The sequence below is a fragment of the Paenibacillus taihuensis genome (assembly GCF_003386535.1).
Taxonomy (GTDB): domain Bacteria; phylum Bacillota; class Bacilli; order Paenibacillales; family Paenibacillaceae; genus Paenibacillus_Z; species Paenibacillus_Z taihuensis.
Genome location: NZ_QTTN01000021.1, coordinates 45172 through 60336 on the forward strand (window position 1 = coordinate 45172; position 15165 = coordinate 60336).

A 15165-nucleotide genomic window follows, 5' to 3' on the forward strand; every position below is an offset into this window, starting at 1 on the left:
TAGTTGGCTCAACTCTAAAATCTAGTAAACTTTGGTTTCTTCTGACACGTTATCTGGTATAATAGTCCTGTTACTAGGGTGAAAGAACTACTTAGTGGGGGCGAACATAATGAGGCTCGTTACGAGATCGGATTTCGATGGATTGGTGACTGCAGTATTGCTCAGAAAGCTTGGTATGATTGATGAAATGAAGTTCGTACATCCTAAGGACATGCAGGACGGTACAATCGAAATCACGAAGAACGATATTTTGACGAACATCCCGTTCGTTCCAGGCTGCGGACTATGGTTCGACCACCACGCCAGCGAGCTGAAGCGGTCGCAGGAAGAGAAGTTTGAATTCGAAGGCGAGATTCGCATTGCGGATAGCGCAGCCCGAGTTGTGTATGAATACTATGGCGGCCGAGATAAGTTCGGTCCTTTCTTCGATAGCATGATGGAAGGCGTAGACAAAGCGGACGCGGCTAAATTCAACAAAGACGATATTTTGAAGCCGGAAGGCTGGGATTTGTTGTCCTTCATTATGGATTCCCGCACAGGGCTTGGCAGATACCGCGATTTCCGGATTAGCAACTACCAGCTGATGGAGAAGCTCGTAGGGCTCTGTCTGGAGCAGCCGTTAGAGCAAATTATGCAGGATGAAGATGTGAAGCAGCGGGTTGATCGTTACTTTGAGCTGGATGCACTGTTCCGCGAGATGCTTGCCGAGCGCACGCGAATTGAAGGCCATGCGATCGTGACGGATCTGAGAGGCGTCGAGCAGATTTACCCAGGCAACCGATTCCTTATTTACGCGCTCTTCCCGGAGCAAAATGTTTCGTTATGGATTGTCGACGGCTTCCAGAAGCAGAACTGCGCAATTGCGTGCGGACACAGCATCTTGAACCGGACCTGCGAAGTTCCGGTCGGTTATCTGATGCGCGAGTTTGGCGGCGGTGGTCACGAGGCGGCAGGCACTTGCCAGGTGCCTTATGCTGAGGCTGATGCGACGATCGCGGAAATCATCAAACGGTTCAATTAATAGAAAATCCCGCTCGGGGGCAAGTTCGCTGTTGGCTAGGCGCGCTTGCTGGAGCGGGATTATTTATTTGTTTATGCCGCCCTGCGGCGTCTGCTTAGGCTCGAAGTTCAGGCAAGGTTTGCCGGATGAGGCGAGGACGGCAGCGCTTGGCATCGCTGATCCTTTGAACTTGAATGCTCGGCAGCCTCTCGGGAAGTTCTTGTCCCAGGTGACGTAGTAATGGCGGCATTTCAAACAGTCGATCCGTGCTTGCTCGTTCGTCATGGTGCGTGGTACTCCTTTTGCTGCTGCTGTTCTAAAGTTTCAATAGTGCTTTGTATAAACTGATTCTGCTCGTATGCAAGCCTTCGTGATAGTAGGCGAAGCCAACAAACTCGCCGACCGTTTCCATCGTAAAGCCCGAAGGCGTAGTGAGCGGCGCGAGCGCTTGCTCTTGGAACCGTCCTTCCAGCGCGGCATGAATGCGGGCAGGTTGTTCGCGCAGCATTGCAATAAGCTCCGTTAATGAGGGAATCGGTTGATCCGTCCAGTTCAGCGGAGAAGTTCCGTTAGCGAACAGCTCGGGAAAGTGCGGAGGGAGCTCCAGCGACAAGCCAGCGGAACGCATCGTTGCACGTTCATGAACCGTGTAGATATGACCCAAATGCCATAGAATATGATTGCGGAACCCTGCTGGAATTTGAAGCGCAGCGTCTTCTACAATTCCTTCTGCCACTCTTAAAGTACTTCCCCGGGCGAAAGCCAATTGCTTCAAAAAAATTTGTTCCATCCCATGAATCTCTCCTTTTCTACTCTATATAAACTCTTTTCATTATACCTTATAAACTGTAAGTTTTTGCATTGTTCGTTTATAGATTGGATGCTATCATTGATGTGGTTTTATGGCGAATTTTGGCGAAAAAGATCGAATGGACAACGATGAATCCAACTACTATGACGAGGTGAGCATGTGAATTTGAAGCGTAAGTTCCAATTCTCCAACATAGCCAACACGCTAGCAATCGTACTTTTTATCTTTATTTTTGCTATTTTCTCGATTCTGGGGACCGTAATTTATAGCAATACCCGCAGCGTTATCGTTCATCAGCAGGAGCAGATGATAGAGGCGAAAACACAAGCGATCGTCGATCAAATCGACGCGCTGTTCCGCGAGAAAGGCAGTATCGTCAAGCAGATGGCGACGAATTCGTTGTTCCTGCGGTATGTGGAGACGACGCCTTCGCTCGCGCAGGCCAAAACATCTACATACGCAGCAGAGGCTGAGGGTACGCTCATGTCTGTCTTCAAGACCGACCCGAATCTAGCAGATATTTGGGTGGCGAACATTCCCGGCAACATGTGGCTCGAGCATGATGGCTTAACGAACAAGCAGGACTTCGATATGAAGAGCCGGCCATGGTATAAGCCAGCTTTGGAAGCGAACGGGGTGTATTATTCGGATCCATACATCGACCAAGTTAGCGGCAACGTGCTATTCGGTATTTTCTATCCGATCAAGAATGCCAAGGATGAGGTCGTCGGATTCACGGCCGCTGACATTGCGATGAAGGATATGCCGAAGATCATGCAGAGCTACACGCTCGGCGAGACCGGTTATTCTTTCCTTCTTTCGAAGACGGGCGACATTCTCTACCATCCGGACAAAGACAAGGTTCTGAAGGAAAAGCTCAATGAGAGCAAAGGCGAGATGGGCGAGATCGGGAAGAAAATGGTGGCAGGCGAGTCCGGTCTGCAGTTGATCGACGATAACGGCGTGAAGCGGTACGTCGGCTATGCGACGAGCAAAGAAACCGGCTGGTCCGTCGGTCTAACCATTACGGAGAAAGAAGCGATGGGCGAGTTCAACAGCGTCACGGATTTGACGATAGGCGGTTTTGTAGTGAGCCTGATTGTGCTTGTCCTCATCACATATATCACATTACGCTACATGCTTCGCAACATTCCACAGCTTCTAGCGAAGCTCAAGCTCATTGAGAATGGCGATTTGACGGTTCAGTTCGATCTGAAATCGAAGAATGAGATCGGTCAAATTTCCGAAGGGCTCGCAAGCATGGTGCAGCAAATTTATAAAATGATCTCGACCGTCTCGAGAACTTCACAAAGTGTCACAATCGGTGCGGCGGAGATATCAGCGACGACAGAGGAAGTTGCCAAAGGCAGCATGAATCAGGCGGTATCGGCGCAGACGGTATCCGAACTTATGAAAATATTAACGGATACGGTGGACGTTGTTGCCGGCAGAGCCCAAGAGGCGGTCGAGCTGACGAAGAAGACGAACCAAGGCGCGCTTACAGGCGGAGAGTCTGTCCGTACGACGATTCTCAGCATGGAGCGGCTGTCGCAGAAGATGTCGGAGCTCGAGAAGGATTCGACCCGAATTGGAGATATCATTCAAGTTATTAACGACATTGCGGAGCAGACGAACTTGCTGGCGCTTAACGCTGCGATTGAGGCGGCGCGTGCTGGCGAGCAGGGAAGAGGCTTCGCGGTCGTAGCGGATGAAGTGCGCAAGCTGGCGGAACGCAGCGGCGAAGCGACGAAGCAGATCGTCAGGATTATTACGAGCATGCAGCACAGCACGCAAGAGAGCGTTCGGGCAGTTGCTGAGACGGCTGCATTGTCCCAGCAAACGGGCGAAGAGCTCGATAACATTGTGCGCATGGTTGGAGAGGTAGCTCGCCAGTCCGAAGAGATCGCACGTGCGAGCCGCGGTCAATCTGCTCAATCGATGGAAGTTATGAGAGAGATTGAATCGATTGCAGCTGTTAGCGAAGAATCGGCGGCAGCGGCAGAGCAGACGGCAAGCTCGTCCCAATCGCTCACGTCGATTGCGCAAGATTTGACCGATACGGTAACGAAATTTAGGTTGCAATAGTGTGGAAGCATAAATGAAGGTGCAAGCAGGGAGTCCGCGATTTCGATCGTGGTCTTTTTGTGTTATGTTGGATTAATAAAAGATTTAAAGACATTTTACTGCTGGTGTCTGTAAGTGGAGGAGGAGCAGCGATGCAGAAGAGCATTAATGAAATTGCGGCAATGCCAACCGACGGTGGTGAAGAGGGGACGACAGCTGCTGCTGCGAGAGGGATATCGATCGGCATTATTGGCACCGCGCAGCTGGTCGATCGGATACTGAAGGTGCTCAAGGCATTTCCGTCCTTCCGTCCCATTCCGCTCATATATGAGCAGGACGAGGATGCGCCGCGATTGGCAGAGGAATTGGAGGATTCGGTCGAGGTGCTGCTCGCTTCCGGACCCGTACCATATAATCGGATTCGCGAAGAAGCGAATGTGAAAGTGGCGCTGCATGTGGTGCCATTGACGGATACGGGCTTCTACCGTGCGTTGTTTCGATTGAAAAATACAGTTGGCGTGGATGCGAAGAAGCTGCTGCGAGTTTCCATTGACACGCTCAGCAAGCAAATGGTGCAGAAGTCGCTCAGCGAGATTAATGAAACGAACGTTGAAGCCGTTTACTACGACGGTCCTGTCTATGCTTCGAAGGAGCAGTTGATCGCCTATCATCTGCGGTGCTATGAATCAGGCTCCTGTGATGCGGCTTTGACGGCGGATGAATCGGTGGCACAGGAGCTTGCGGCGCGCGGAATTCCGATCGAATGGATCATCCCGACGGACGGGAATATTACAGTCGCGCTGGAGCGGGCGCTGCTCTCGACGGAAACACGTCAGAGCCGAGAAGCTCAGGTCGTCGTCGGGCTTGTCAATCTGGATCAGTTCGAGAAGCGGGTCCATGTGCATACGTCCGAACATGAAGTGCAGAAGCTGAAGCTCGACATCCACCGAATGCTGCTCGATTACGTCGAATCGCTCGACGGTTATTTGACGCCGCTTGGCGGGGATGAATATCTGTTCTTCACGACGCGCGGTATATTCGAGCGGGTCACAGGCGGCTATAAGTCGATTTCGCTGGGCAAAAGCGTCTATCAAAAGTTCGGGCTCTCCCTCAGCATTGGCATGGGCTTCGGCCGTTCAGCGAACGAAGCGGGTACGCACGCCCGTATCGCGCTGCGCAAGTCCAAGGAAGCAGGCGGTGACACCTGTTTCATCGTAGGCGAAGACCGAACATTGATCGGTCCGCTCGCAATGGCAGATCCGCTGGAGTTCGCATTGTCGCTCACTGATGCGGAGCTAATCAAGAAAGCAGAGGACGCCGGCATGACGTCGGGCTACTTGAGCAAGCTGATGGCACAGGTCGCGCGCACCGGTAAAACGGACTACATGGTGCATGAACTGGCAGCAATTCTAGACATTAGTGTCCGCAGCACACACCGCTTGCTGCTCCAATGGATGGACCACAGTCTGGTCGCAATCGCCGGCGTGGAGAAGGTGCCGAAAGGCAGACCGCGCCAGATATTCCGGCTCTCGTTCCTGCGGGATAAGGCGGGGATATAGGGGGAGGGGGGGCTGAGAGCTTCCATGTGGATCTCTCAGCTGAAAAACGGCGCGAATTTTGTCCTGAGAGATCCGAATGAGGTCTCTCAGCTCGGCGGGTTGGCGAAGTTATTTCGTTTGAAGTGCTGAGAGATCCAAAACGGAACTCTCAGCTGAGAAATGACGCGAACCTGCTGCTGAGAGCTCAGAATGAGATCTCTCAGCTCGCCGGGAGAGTGGATGTCGTTGGTTTAGTTGCTGAGAGAGCATAATGATCTCTCAGTCCACTTTTGGCGCGAATTTGATGGTGAGAGAACGTATATGGTCTCTCGGGATGCCGGACGAGCGAAGGTGGCTGGTTTTAGTTACTGAGAGAGCAAATAGGATCTCTCAGTCGACTTTTAGTGTAAATCTGATGCTGAAAGAGCGTATTTGATCTCTCAGCTCTCCGGGCGTACGGAGCTGGTTTCTCCGCAGCATCAGCCGCCGATTTAAAGACAATTAAAGGATTTGTCTTTTAATAAACTCCCCTCTAAGATGAAAGTAGATCTTATCACTCATTCATGGAGGGGAGCCCTTAGCATGAGAACGATTGAGGAGTTGGAGGCAAAGCTGGCCGAACCGTCGGAGGCGCTGATACGGGATGTGAAAGAGATTCAGGGGGACATATTGCTGCTGGGTATCGGCGGGAAAATGGGACCGAGCCTTGCGCGGCTGCTGCTGAACGCCATTCGCGATGCTGGTGTGGACAAACGCGTGATCGGGGTATCCCGATTCTCGGAGCCGGGCTTGCAAGCACAGCTGGAGGCGGACGGCGTGGAGACAATCGCGTGCGATCTCTTGAACGAAGAAGCGCTTCATGCGCTGCCCGAAGTACCGAATGTCATCTACATGGCAGGGAACAAGTTCGGCACGACAGGGAACGAGTCGTTCACATGGGCGATGAACGCGTATCTCCCGGGCCGTGTCGCTGAGAAATACCGCGATTCCCGTATCGTCGTGTTCTCCTCTGGCAACGTCTACCCGTTCACGCCGGTTGGCTACGGCGGGGCAACCGAGGCCGTGTCGCCGTCACCTGTCGGCGAATATGGTCAATCATGCTTGGGGCGGGAACGGATATTTGAGCATTTTTCGAAGCGGAATGGGACGCCGATGCTAATCTATCGCCTCAACTACGCGATCGATATGCGTTATGGCGTTCTGCTTGAGCTGGCACGATCGGTTAAGGCAGGCAAACCGATCAATCTGACGATGGGTTACGCCAACGTCATCTGGCAGGGCGATGCGAACGAGATTGCCATTCGCTCCTTGCTCGCTTGCGAATCGCCAGCCGCATTCATGAACGTAACCGGGCCGGAGACGGTGTCGGTGCGCTGGGCGGCTGAGGAGTTCGGCAAACGACTCGGCGTGGAGCCGATATTCGAAGGCACTGAATCTAGCGATGCGCTGCTGAACAATGCGGCGAGATGCCAGCAACGCTTCGGCTATCCTCGCGTTTCGCTGCTGCAAATGATTGATTGGGCAGCGGAATGGGTGGAAGCTGACGGACCTACGCTCGCTAAGCCAACACACTTCCAGGAGCGAAAGGGGAAGTTCTAACGATGAGTCAGCGAAAAGCATTGTCCCCCGAGCAGCAGCGCGCACTGCACGATGGTCTCGTTATCCCTGCTCATCCGCTCGCGCTTGATGAACGGCGCCGTCTCGATGAGCGGCATCAGCGGGCGCTCACTCGTTATTACGTTGCCTCGGGAGCCGGCGGCATTGCGGTAGGCGTCCACTCCACGCAGTTTGAAATTCGCGATTCGTTGCACAACCTCTACGAGAGAGTGCTGCGGCTCGCATCGGAAGAAGTGGAGCGCGCTGATCTGCAGCGTCCGTTCATTCGCATCGCGGGTATATGCGGCCCTGCAGCGCAGGCGCTAGCAGAGACGGAAATTGCGGCGTCACTCCATTATGACGCAGGGCTGCTCAGCATGGGCGGGCTCGCGGAGCTGTCCGAGCTCCAGCTGCTGAAGCGTACGGAGCAAATTGCGGAGCAAATTCCGGTGGTCGGTTTCTATCTTCAGCCCTCGGTAGGCGGCAAAATACTAAGCTATGAGTTCTGGCGTGCTTTTGCCGATATCCCAAACGTTGCTGCAATCAAGATGGCGCCATTCAACCGGTATCAGACAATCGATGTCGTCCGGGCGGTGTGCGAATCTGAGCGCAGAGACGAGATCGCCCTCTATACCGGCAACGACGATAACATCGTGAACGATCTGCTGACGCTCTATCGGTTCCAGGTGAACGGACAGACAGTTGAGAAACGAATTGTCGGCGGTCTTCTTGGCCATTGGGCCGTGTGGACGAAGCGAGCGGTGGAGCTTCTTGAAGAGATGAAGCAGGTCAGACAGCAGGAGCATATAGCTGCGAATTGGTTGACAAGAAACATTGAAGTGACCGAGACGAATGCTGCTTTCTTCGATCCGGCGCATCATTTTGCAGGCTGCATTCCGGGAATACATGAAGTGCTGCGCCGGCAAGGATTGATGCAAGGGATATGGTGCTTGAACCCGCATGAGACGCTTTCGCCAGGACAGCTGGAAGAGATTGACCGGATGTACCTTGATTATCCGCATTTGAATGATGACGAGTTCGTAAGAGGGCACCTGCAAGAGTGGCTTTCCTAGCAGCGTTTAGTAGAGTGAATATACCCGTTAAAATGCGGTCAAATCCGCCATTTTAGCGGGTTTTTGCTATATATTACCTAATTCAACGCACATATGACATAAATCGACAAAATGCCTTTACATATTCGCCGCTCATTCAATACAATGGTGGAAAGTGAGGAAACTTCTTTCCTATGAATAAGCAGGGAGGGCGGAGCGAGCAAATGACCAGCCATCGCACGACTGGATTGAAACGAACGATTCTACTAGCTCTTTTCGCGCTCATTATGATGTTCATTACGGCAGCACCTTATAGCTGCGCAGCTGAAGCGGCGCCGCTGGCAACGGACCATAAAGTACTTATCCTTCATTCGGCGGCACCGGATTATCCGACGACGAAGCTGTTCGCGGATGCGTTCTCAAGCGAACTTAAAGCGCATGCTGATGTGACGATATTTCAAGATTATTTGGATTTGACCAGATACGGCTCGCGGCCAGGTTATGAAGATACGATTAAGTCGCTTCTTAAGCAGAAGTATGAACATAATCAGCCGGACTTAATTGCGACGACAAGCTACGCCCTGCTGCCTTTTATGAAGGAATACGGTGAGAGCCTCTTTCCCGGCGTTCCTGTTATTTACACTTATAGCGAATTTGAGGGAGCCCTTCCGGATGCGATGCCTCCTCATTATTCCGGCGTTATCGGCGACTTCGAACTGTCTGGCACGATCGATCTCATTCTGAAGACGAGACCGCGGACAGATAAAATTTATATCGTCATCGGCAGTTCATCTAACGAACAAAGAGCAATTCAAATGGCTAAGGCGGAAACAAGCTTATACAGGAATAAGGTAATGTTTGAATATATGAATGGCTTGGCGTATCCGCAGGTGCTCGATAAGCTGCGGCGAGCAGTTGGCGAGCATGCGGCAGTCCTGTATGTTTTTCTGTTCAAGGATCAGACAGGCAGGTCGTATATTCCCGCCGATGTTGTGAAGCAGATTCTGGATACGGTACATATGCCTGTCTATTCACCTTTCGCCCAATTCATGGGGAACGGGATTGTCGGCGGGGCGTTGCACAGCTTCACCAATCTTGGCGTGACAGCTGCTCAGCGAGCCGAGATCATTCTCTCAGGGGAACAATCGCAAGAGGTGAAGACGGTTTTTAGCGAAGCGAATTCAGTCCAGGTCGATTGGAGAACGCTTGCAAATTGGGGCATCAATGAGCGGGAGCTACCGAGAGACATCGAGATTCTATATAGAAATCCGACCATGTGGGAGCAGTATCGTTGGTACATTATCGGCGGGATCGCGCTTGCTGTCCTCGAACTTGTGCTCGTTATGGTGCTGCTCCTGACAAGGTCGCTTCGCGAGAGGGCGGAAGAAGCGCTTCGGGAACACAAGGATCATCTGGAGGAACTCATCGATGATCGAACGGAAGAGCTGGAGCTGAAGAATGTCCAGCTGATTGAAGCCAAGGAGATCGCGGAGAGCGCAAGCCGGGCGAAGGGCGAGTTTCTTGCCAATATGAGCCACGAAATTCGCACGCCGCTGAACGCGATCGTCGGTTACAACTATCTGCTGCAGAAGACGGCGTTGTCTGATAAGCAGCTCGATTATGTCGATATGACGATTCAATCGGCGAAAGGCTTGCTGACGATCATAAATGACATTCTTGACTTCTCCAAAGTAGAAGCCAAGATGATTGCTCTCGAGTATATTGATTTCGATCTGTACGAGGTGCTGAGCAACATCTCGAATATGGTCAGCTTCAAGGCTTTTGACAAAGGGCTGCGCATGCGTATCGCAATCGACCACGGCGTGCCGCAAGTGCTGAACGGCGATCCGTTCCGACTGAATCAAGTGCTGCTCAACCTGGTCAATAACGCGGTCAAATTTACGGAGCATGGTGAAGTTTCAGTCGCCGTCAGCGTACTGGAGCACCAGGCGAAGAAGATCAAACTGCAGTTTAAAGTGACCGACACGGGCATCGGCATCTCGCAAGAGAAGCAGCTGCATCTGTTCAAGACATTCTCGCAAGGGGATATGAGCACGACCCGCAAGTATGGCGGAACGGGATTAGGGCTTGTCATCAGCAAAAGTCTAGTCGAGCTCATGGGTGGTACGATCATGCTCGAGAGCGAGGTTGGAGCTGGCAGCTGCTTTACGTTCAGCGCGATGTTCAAGGAAGGCGATTACGATCTATTCAAAGAAATCCGGCAGATGAATTCAACGTTCCTGCGCGTCCTGCTCGTATGTGAAGACAAGCAGATGCAGCTTGTCATGAAGCAGCAGCTGGAGCAGTTCCAGTACATTGTCACGATTGCTACTTCTGCGACGGAAGCGTTCGATAGCATTCATAAATACGGCAGCTACGATTTGGTTCTTATGGATTGGAAGCTTAAAGACCATGATGGAACCGAAGTATTCAAGCAGATCTACGAAGCATTCCCGTTCTTGAAGAAGACAATTGCACTTATTAGCGATACGCATAACTATGAATTGCAGCGGCATTTGGACGATACGGATCTGGACAAGGTGCTTCCTTATCCAATTAGCCAATCGCAGCTGTATAACGAAATTTCTTCGGTTATCAGGCAGAAGCCGATGGCGGTTGCGGGCAGCGCGGTACAAACGGAAGGGATGGAGAAGTTTGCCATGCTGAACGCCGCGCGTGTATTGCTCGTTGAAGATAACGAGATAAATCAGCATGTCGCGAGGTCGATTCTTGAAGAGACCGGCGTCATGGTCGACATCGCGGAGAACGGGCTGCAGGCCGTGGAGAAAACAGCAGCGGACCATTTCGATGCGATTCTGATGGATGTGCAAATGCCGATTATGGATGGCTACGAGGCAACTCGGAAGATTAGGGAAGCGGAGCATGCTGCGGCAACCGAACACCGCATTCCCATTATTGCAATGACGGCTGACGCGATGAAAGGCGTTCACGATAAAGTGCTCGAAGCAGGCATGGACGGTTACATTACGAAGCCGTTTGAGCCGATTGAATTGTTCGTTATGCTGCAGAAGCTTATTCTGCAATCGAAGACGGCGGTTGTGCCAGCTCCGGTACAGCAGCAACTGACTGGCGAAGTACGGCCATTGCCGGACCAGCTTCCAGGGCTGGATATTAGCGGGTTCCTTGAACGTTATCGCATGAAGCCGGAATCGTACCGGCATATTCTAAGCCAGTTCGCGGCGAAATCGACGGGAGCAGTGAAGGACATCGCTGCTGCATTCTCGTGCGGGGATATCGATCGAGCGCGGTTCCTGACACACACGTTAAAAGGCGTTGCGGCCAACATTGGCGCAAATCCGCTGCATCAGGCGGCGCTTAGGCTGGAGACAATGATTCACGAAGGCAAATATGCGAAGCTTGAGGTTGTACTGGATACGCTAGAGGAACGGCTTAAGGAAGTGCTCGACTCAATCGCAAGTTTGCAGTAAAACTCCAATTGATTGATCGAAGAAGGCGGTTTTCCGTTGCTGCTCGTGGCAGCAAATAGCTGGAAAACCGCCTTCCTTATAAGGACTATTTGGTTTGCTCCGTTTGTGGAGCCGTAACGATCGTTTCCAGATGCGCTTGCAGATCGTCTGTGCAAATACCGCCATGATAGGCGATTACACGATCCAGCTCAAGCGCTTGGAATTTCGTGATGGATTGCAGCGCAGTCGTCTGATCAGGTGTAAATGCAGGATTAAACGATTGCAGTACGCCGTCTTGTGCCGTAAGAGCATCGCCGGCTATAAGCGTTTTGCTCGGGATATGGTACAAGGAAGTGTGATCCGGCGTATGTCCAGGAGAGAAAACAACCTTAATGCCGCCGGCATAAGGCAGTACATCTCCGTCATGCAGCACGACATCGACGTGAACCGGTTCGGCGTGAGTCTTGCTTTTCACGAGCGGCACTTTGCCCGACAAGAACGGAACGGCGATTTCATGCGCAAGGATCTGCATTTGCTCGCCGAACAAGCGCGCAAGCTCCGGCAAGCTGCCGATATGGTCGCGGTCCTGATGCGTGATGATAATTTTCGTCAGCTTGTCAAACGGGACCGAAGCTTTCTCGAACGCTGCGCGGATAAGCTCCACTTGGCCGGGAAGACCCGTATCGACAAGAATAACTTCCTGCTCATCCCATAGTACAGTCGGATAGATGACGAATGGATTCCCTTGAATGGACATGCTGACTTCGATGGCTTGAATGCCAAAGCTGGATTGCGTCACAATAAACACCGCCTTATTCATCAAAGATATATACGACACTATTATTCATCGGAAACTGCCTGATAGCAAGTTTTGGTCGATGGATTCACACAGAAAGGGAGGGTAACATTGGTAAAAGACGTTGCCCTTAGTCTGTTTCTATTAACCTTCTTCCTAATTCTTTCTAACTCGATTCTTCTATTGGTTTCGCACCGGTACGTAGCTGAATATCCGGAAAAAGCTGATTCTCGGCGTGGTATGCGGTATTCTGGGCATTCTGCTGCTGTACAACAGGGCCGCGTACAACAGCTTCGTCTTCGATGTGCGGTCGGTTGCGCTGCTGCTTGCCGTTCCTTTCGGCGGGCTGACCTCGAGCTTAACCGCAACATGCTCGAGGAGTGCACCTCTGATCTCATTCTTATGGACGTGCATATGCCGGAGATGGACGGGATTGAAGCGACGCATCGAATCCGCGAACGCGCCTGCTATGAGCATGTACCGATCAGAGCGGTCACCGCGAACGTGATGGAGTCGGATCACCTCACCTATTTGGCAGTGGGCATGAACGGGATTATTACGAAGCCGTACGATGATGATTCAGGTCATAACGGAACAGCTGCATAAAAAAATGCAGTAATAAAAAGAGGCTGTCCAGCATGCATACGATGGAGATGCGGCGGGCAGCCTTTTCTTCGCTTTCACCAATAAACTCCTCCTGTCATGGGACGTCAATAAAATCGTGGATTTTTTGTCAAAAAAATGCGGATTTTGTCGATAAATCTTGATATACTCGTAGCACGGGATGATGGGGAGCCGCATGGCTCATGACAACAGTTGAGGGAAGTGTCCGCGATGCATTCATTGAAGAGCAAATTTATTCTAATCGCCGTAACCTTAGTTTTGGTTCCGCTTCTCATTACGAATCTATTTCAATACGTCATTGTGACGAGAGAATATGCTTCCACGATTGAGGAGAAGAACCAGGCAGTTGCTTCTTCCATAGCCTCCAGCGTGTCGTTCTATATCGACGGGGCATTTGACGTTGTGAGCGAAATCGCGGACGAACCTGCAGTAACTTCATTCGATCGGCAAGTGCAGCGCTCGATACTGGAGCGGGCGGTACAGCGGAATCCGGAATTCGATCTGCTCTATATCCAAGGCAATGACGGGATGCAGACGGCGCGCTCCGAAGGCGTTGTCGCGAACCGGAAGGACCGATGGTGGTTCAAACAGCTGCAGGCCAGTCAAACGAGCTTTGTCAGCAAATCCTATTACTCGCTGTTTACGAAACAACCGATCACTTCCATATTCGTTCCGATTGCCGATGGGAAAGGGACGATTATCGGTTCGATCGGCGCGGATATTCAGATGAATGAGCTGCAGGAGGTTGTCGAGCGCAATTCGTTCGGCAAGGGCAGCTACAGCTTCATTATAGACGGCGAAGGCGTGATCGTAGCCCACCCGAATAAGCAATATGTACAGGAGATGTACAATCTCAAGCAGCTCACGAAGACGGTTTGGCTGAAAGGCAAGAACGGTCAAGAGCTTACAGACGAGCAAGGCAATGAGCTGACAGAGGAGCAATCGATCGACCTTAGCCCAGAGCTGAGCATATTGGCGAAGCGGGCGCTGAAGGGCGAGACGGGAACCGGAAGCTATGCGGATAGCAGCAAGGAGCGCTTCGTTGCGGCGTTCAAGCCGGTTAAGCTGCCAGGCTCCTCGGAGCGCTGGGCAGTCATTTCGGTGCAGGATGAGCAGAAGGCGTATGCATTCGTCTACGATATTCAGAAGAAAGTGCTCTGGCTGTCTCTCGTGCTCGCAGTCTCTGCCAGCCTGGCCATCTGGTTCTCATCTTCACTGCTTATTCACCCGATTCTTGGCCTTGTCCGTTTCATGGAGAAGGCGGCGCACGGAGATCTGACGCATCGCTCGCAGTACAAGTCGAAGGATGAGATCGGCCAGCTGACAGCGAGCTACAATGAGATGATGGATCGCATCGGGAGCAGCTTGAAGGATATTAAAGCGGCCTTCTCTCGCGTATTCTCCGCGTCCAATGTGCTTGCGGAAACGACGCAGGAGACATCACAATCCGTTACGGAAGTGGCAAATTCGATCATTGAAGTCGCGGAAAGCGCAGATGAGCAATCCAAAATGATGCAAGACGGAGTTCAAGTTACCGAGGAGCTGCGTGCCGTGCTCAGACAAGCTTGCGATGGGCTGAAGATGGCTTGTTCGGCTGCTGAGGAGACGGTCGCCTCCTATGAAGAGAGTGCTGCGGCAGTACAATCGTTCATGGAGCAGCAAGTCTTGCGCCGAGATGCTGATGACGAGGCAGCTGACGCTTTGGGGTCTATATCCCGGAAGGCATCGCTTGTACATCATAGGATGAAGGAATTCACAGACCTCGCACATGATGCGGCGCAGGCTGCGCTTGGCGAGGAAGCTGCAGACACAGCGCTCCGAAGGGTGGCGGCTCATGCGCTCCATGCCAGTCGCGGTATGCAGGGGCTGGTGGAAGAGATGAATGATGAGCTAAACGAGCTTCAGCGCCGGATGCTTGCTGCAAGCGCCGAAGCCTCGGAGCATGCGGAAGCAGCGAATATGCGCAGCAATTTCGAGCAGCTAGCTGCCGGCTTGGAGCCAATCCGCAGCCAAATGATCAGCGCCTCAGTCAAGCTTGGACAAGCGGGCGACAAGTGCGGGCAGTTGTCTGCTATGATTGCGGGCATCGCCACCGTTTCCCATAGAGCATCGGATACGGCCAAATCGATCAGCGCTGAAACGCAGCAGCAGGCTGCCGCGATGGACGAAATCAGTCATTTGAGCGATTCTCTGAACAACAGCGCGACGCTCGTCGCCGAACGAATAAGATCGTTCCGTATTTAGCCGTGCTTGGGG

General features: G+C 52.2%; 11 protein-coding genes. 8 read left to right on the plus strand and 3 right to left on the minus strand.

The features are described from left to right. Positions 1-109: 109 nt before the first annotated feature. Positions 110-1021, plus strand: coding sequence for an exopolyphosphatase (locus A8990_RS17625; protein WP_116190352.1), 912 nt, complete (start codon positions 110-112; stop codon positions 1019-1021). A 63-nt stretch (positions 1022-1084) separates the two neighbouring features. On the opposite strand, the gene A8990_RS17630 is transcribed toward A8990_RS17625, so the two are convergent. Both A8990_RS17630 and A8990_RS17635 read right to left on the minus strand, forming a co-directional pair. Then, positions 1085-1285 (minus strand): uracil-DNA glycosylase, encoded by a 201-nt coding sequence (locus A8990_RS17630; RefSeq protein WP_116190353.1) that lies wholly within the window; start codon positions 1283-1285, stop codon positions 1085-1087. Positions 1286-1316: 31 nt separating this feature from the next. Then, a complete protein-coding gene (locus tag A8990_RS17635; RefSeq protein WP_116190354.1) occupies positions 1317-1790 on the minus strand; it encodes a DinB family protein in 474 nt (157 codons plus the stop codon). A 180-nt stretch (positions 1791-1970) separates the two neighbouring features. On the opposite strand from A8990_RS17635, the gene A8990_RS17640 reads away from it, so the two are divergent. From A8990_RS17640 to A8990_RS17660, 5 genes are all read left to right on the plus strand, one after another. Continuing rightward, a complete protein-coding gene (locus tag A8990_RS17640) occupies positions 1971-3896 on the plus strand; it encodes a methyl-accepting chemotaxis protein (RefSeq protein WP_116190355.1) in 1926 nt (641 codons plus the stop codon). A gap of 131 nt (positions 3897-4027) precedes the next feature. Then, positions 4028-5434 carry a hypothetical protein gene (locus A8990_RS17645; RefSeq protein ID WP_245996079.1) on the plus strand — a complete coding sequence of 469 codons (1407 nt, stop codon included), beginning with the start codon at positions 4028-4030 and terminating at the stop codon, positions 5432-5434. A 561-nt stretch (positions 5435-5995) separates the two neighbouring features. Then, the gene (locus tag A8990_RS17650; protein ID WP_116190356.1) at positions 5996-7012 is read left to right on the plus strand and encodes an NAD-dependent epimerase/dehydratase family protein; all 1017 of its coding nucleotides are present in this window, start codon (positions 5996-5998) and stop codon (positions 7010-7012) included. Positions 7013-7014: 2 nt separating this feature from the next. Further along, complete coding sequence (locus A8990_RS17655; protein ID WP_116190357.1) at positions 7015-8082, plus strand: dihydrodipicolinate synthase family protein; 1068 nt, start codon at positions 7015-7017, stop codon at positions 8080-8082. A gap of 203 nt (positions 8083-8285) precedes the next feature. Continuing rightward, positions 8286-11510 carry a response regulator gene (locus A8990_RS17660; RefSeq protein WP_181909641.1) on the plus strand — a complete coding sequence of 1075 codons (3225 nt, stop codon included), beginning with the start codon at positions 8286-8288 and terminating at the stop codon, positions 11508-11510. A gap of 85 nt (positions 11511-11595) precedes the next feature. Here the strand turns inward: A8990_RS17660 and A8990_RS17665 are convergent, their stop codons facing one another. Then, positions 11596-12288 (minus strand): MBL fold metallo-hydrolase, encoded by a 693-nt coding sequence (locus A8990_RS17665; RefSeq protein ID WP_116190359.1) that lies wholly within the window; start codon positions 12286-12288, stop codon positions 11596-11598. Positions 12289-12654: 366 nt separating this feature from the next. Here A8990_RS17665 and A8990_RS32170 point away from each other — a divergent pair, with 366 nt between their 5' ends. Together A8990_RS32170 and A8990_RS17675 are read left to right on the plus strand one after the other, a co-directional pair. Further along, complete coding sequence (locus tag A8990_RS32170; RefSeq protein WP_245996080.1) at positions 12655-12891, plus strand: response regulator; 237 nt, start codon at positions 12655-12657, stop codon at positions 12889-12891. Between the two features lie 228 nt (positions 12892-13119). Next, positions 13120-15153, plus strand: coding sequence for a PDC sensor domain-containing protein (locus A8990_RS17675; protein ID WP_116190361.1), 2034 nt, complete (start codon positions 13120-13122; stop codon positions 15151-15153). Positions 15154-15165 lie beyond the last annotated feature (12 nt).

Excerpts from the sequence above, each read along its gene's own strand:
- A8990_RS17660 (WP_181909641.1), top strand. The coding sequence starts at position 8,286 with ATGACCAGCCATCGCACGACTGGATTGAAACGAACGATTCTACTAGCT.
- A8990_RS17650 (WP_116190356.1), top strand. The coding sequence starts at position 5,996 with ATGAGAACGATTGAGGAGTTGGAGGCAAAGCTGGCCGAACCGTCGGAG.
- A8990_RS17635 (WP_116190354.1), bottom strand. The coding sequence starts at position 1,790 with ATGGAACAAATTTTTTTGAAGCAATTGGCTTTCGCCCGGGGAAGTACT.
- A8990_RS32170 (WP_245996080.1), top strand. The coding sequence starts at position 12,655 with ATGCTCGAGGAGTGCACCTCTGATCTCATTCTTATGGACGTGCATATG.
- A8990_RS17655 (WP_116190357.1), top strand. The coding sequence starts at position 7,015 with ATGAGTCAGCGAAAAGCATTGTCCCCCGAGCAGCAGCGCGCACTGCAC.
- A8990_RS17625 (WP_116190352.1), top strand. The coding sequence starts at position 110 with ATGAGGCTCGTTACGAGATCGGATTTCGATGGATTGGTGACTGCAGTA.
- A8990_RS17630 (WP_116190353.1), bottom strand. The coding sequence starts at position 1,285 with ATGACGAACGAGCAAGCACGGATCGACTGTTTGAAATGCCGCCATTAC.
- A8990_RS17645 (WP_245996079.1), top strand. The coding sequence starts at position 4,028 with ATGCAGAAGAGCATTAATGAAATTGCGGCAATGCCAACCGACGGTGGT.
- A8990_RS17675 (WP_116190361.1), top strand. The coding sequence starts at position 13,120 with ATGCATTCATTGAAGAGCAAATTTATTCTAATCGCCGTAACCTTAGTT.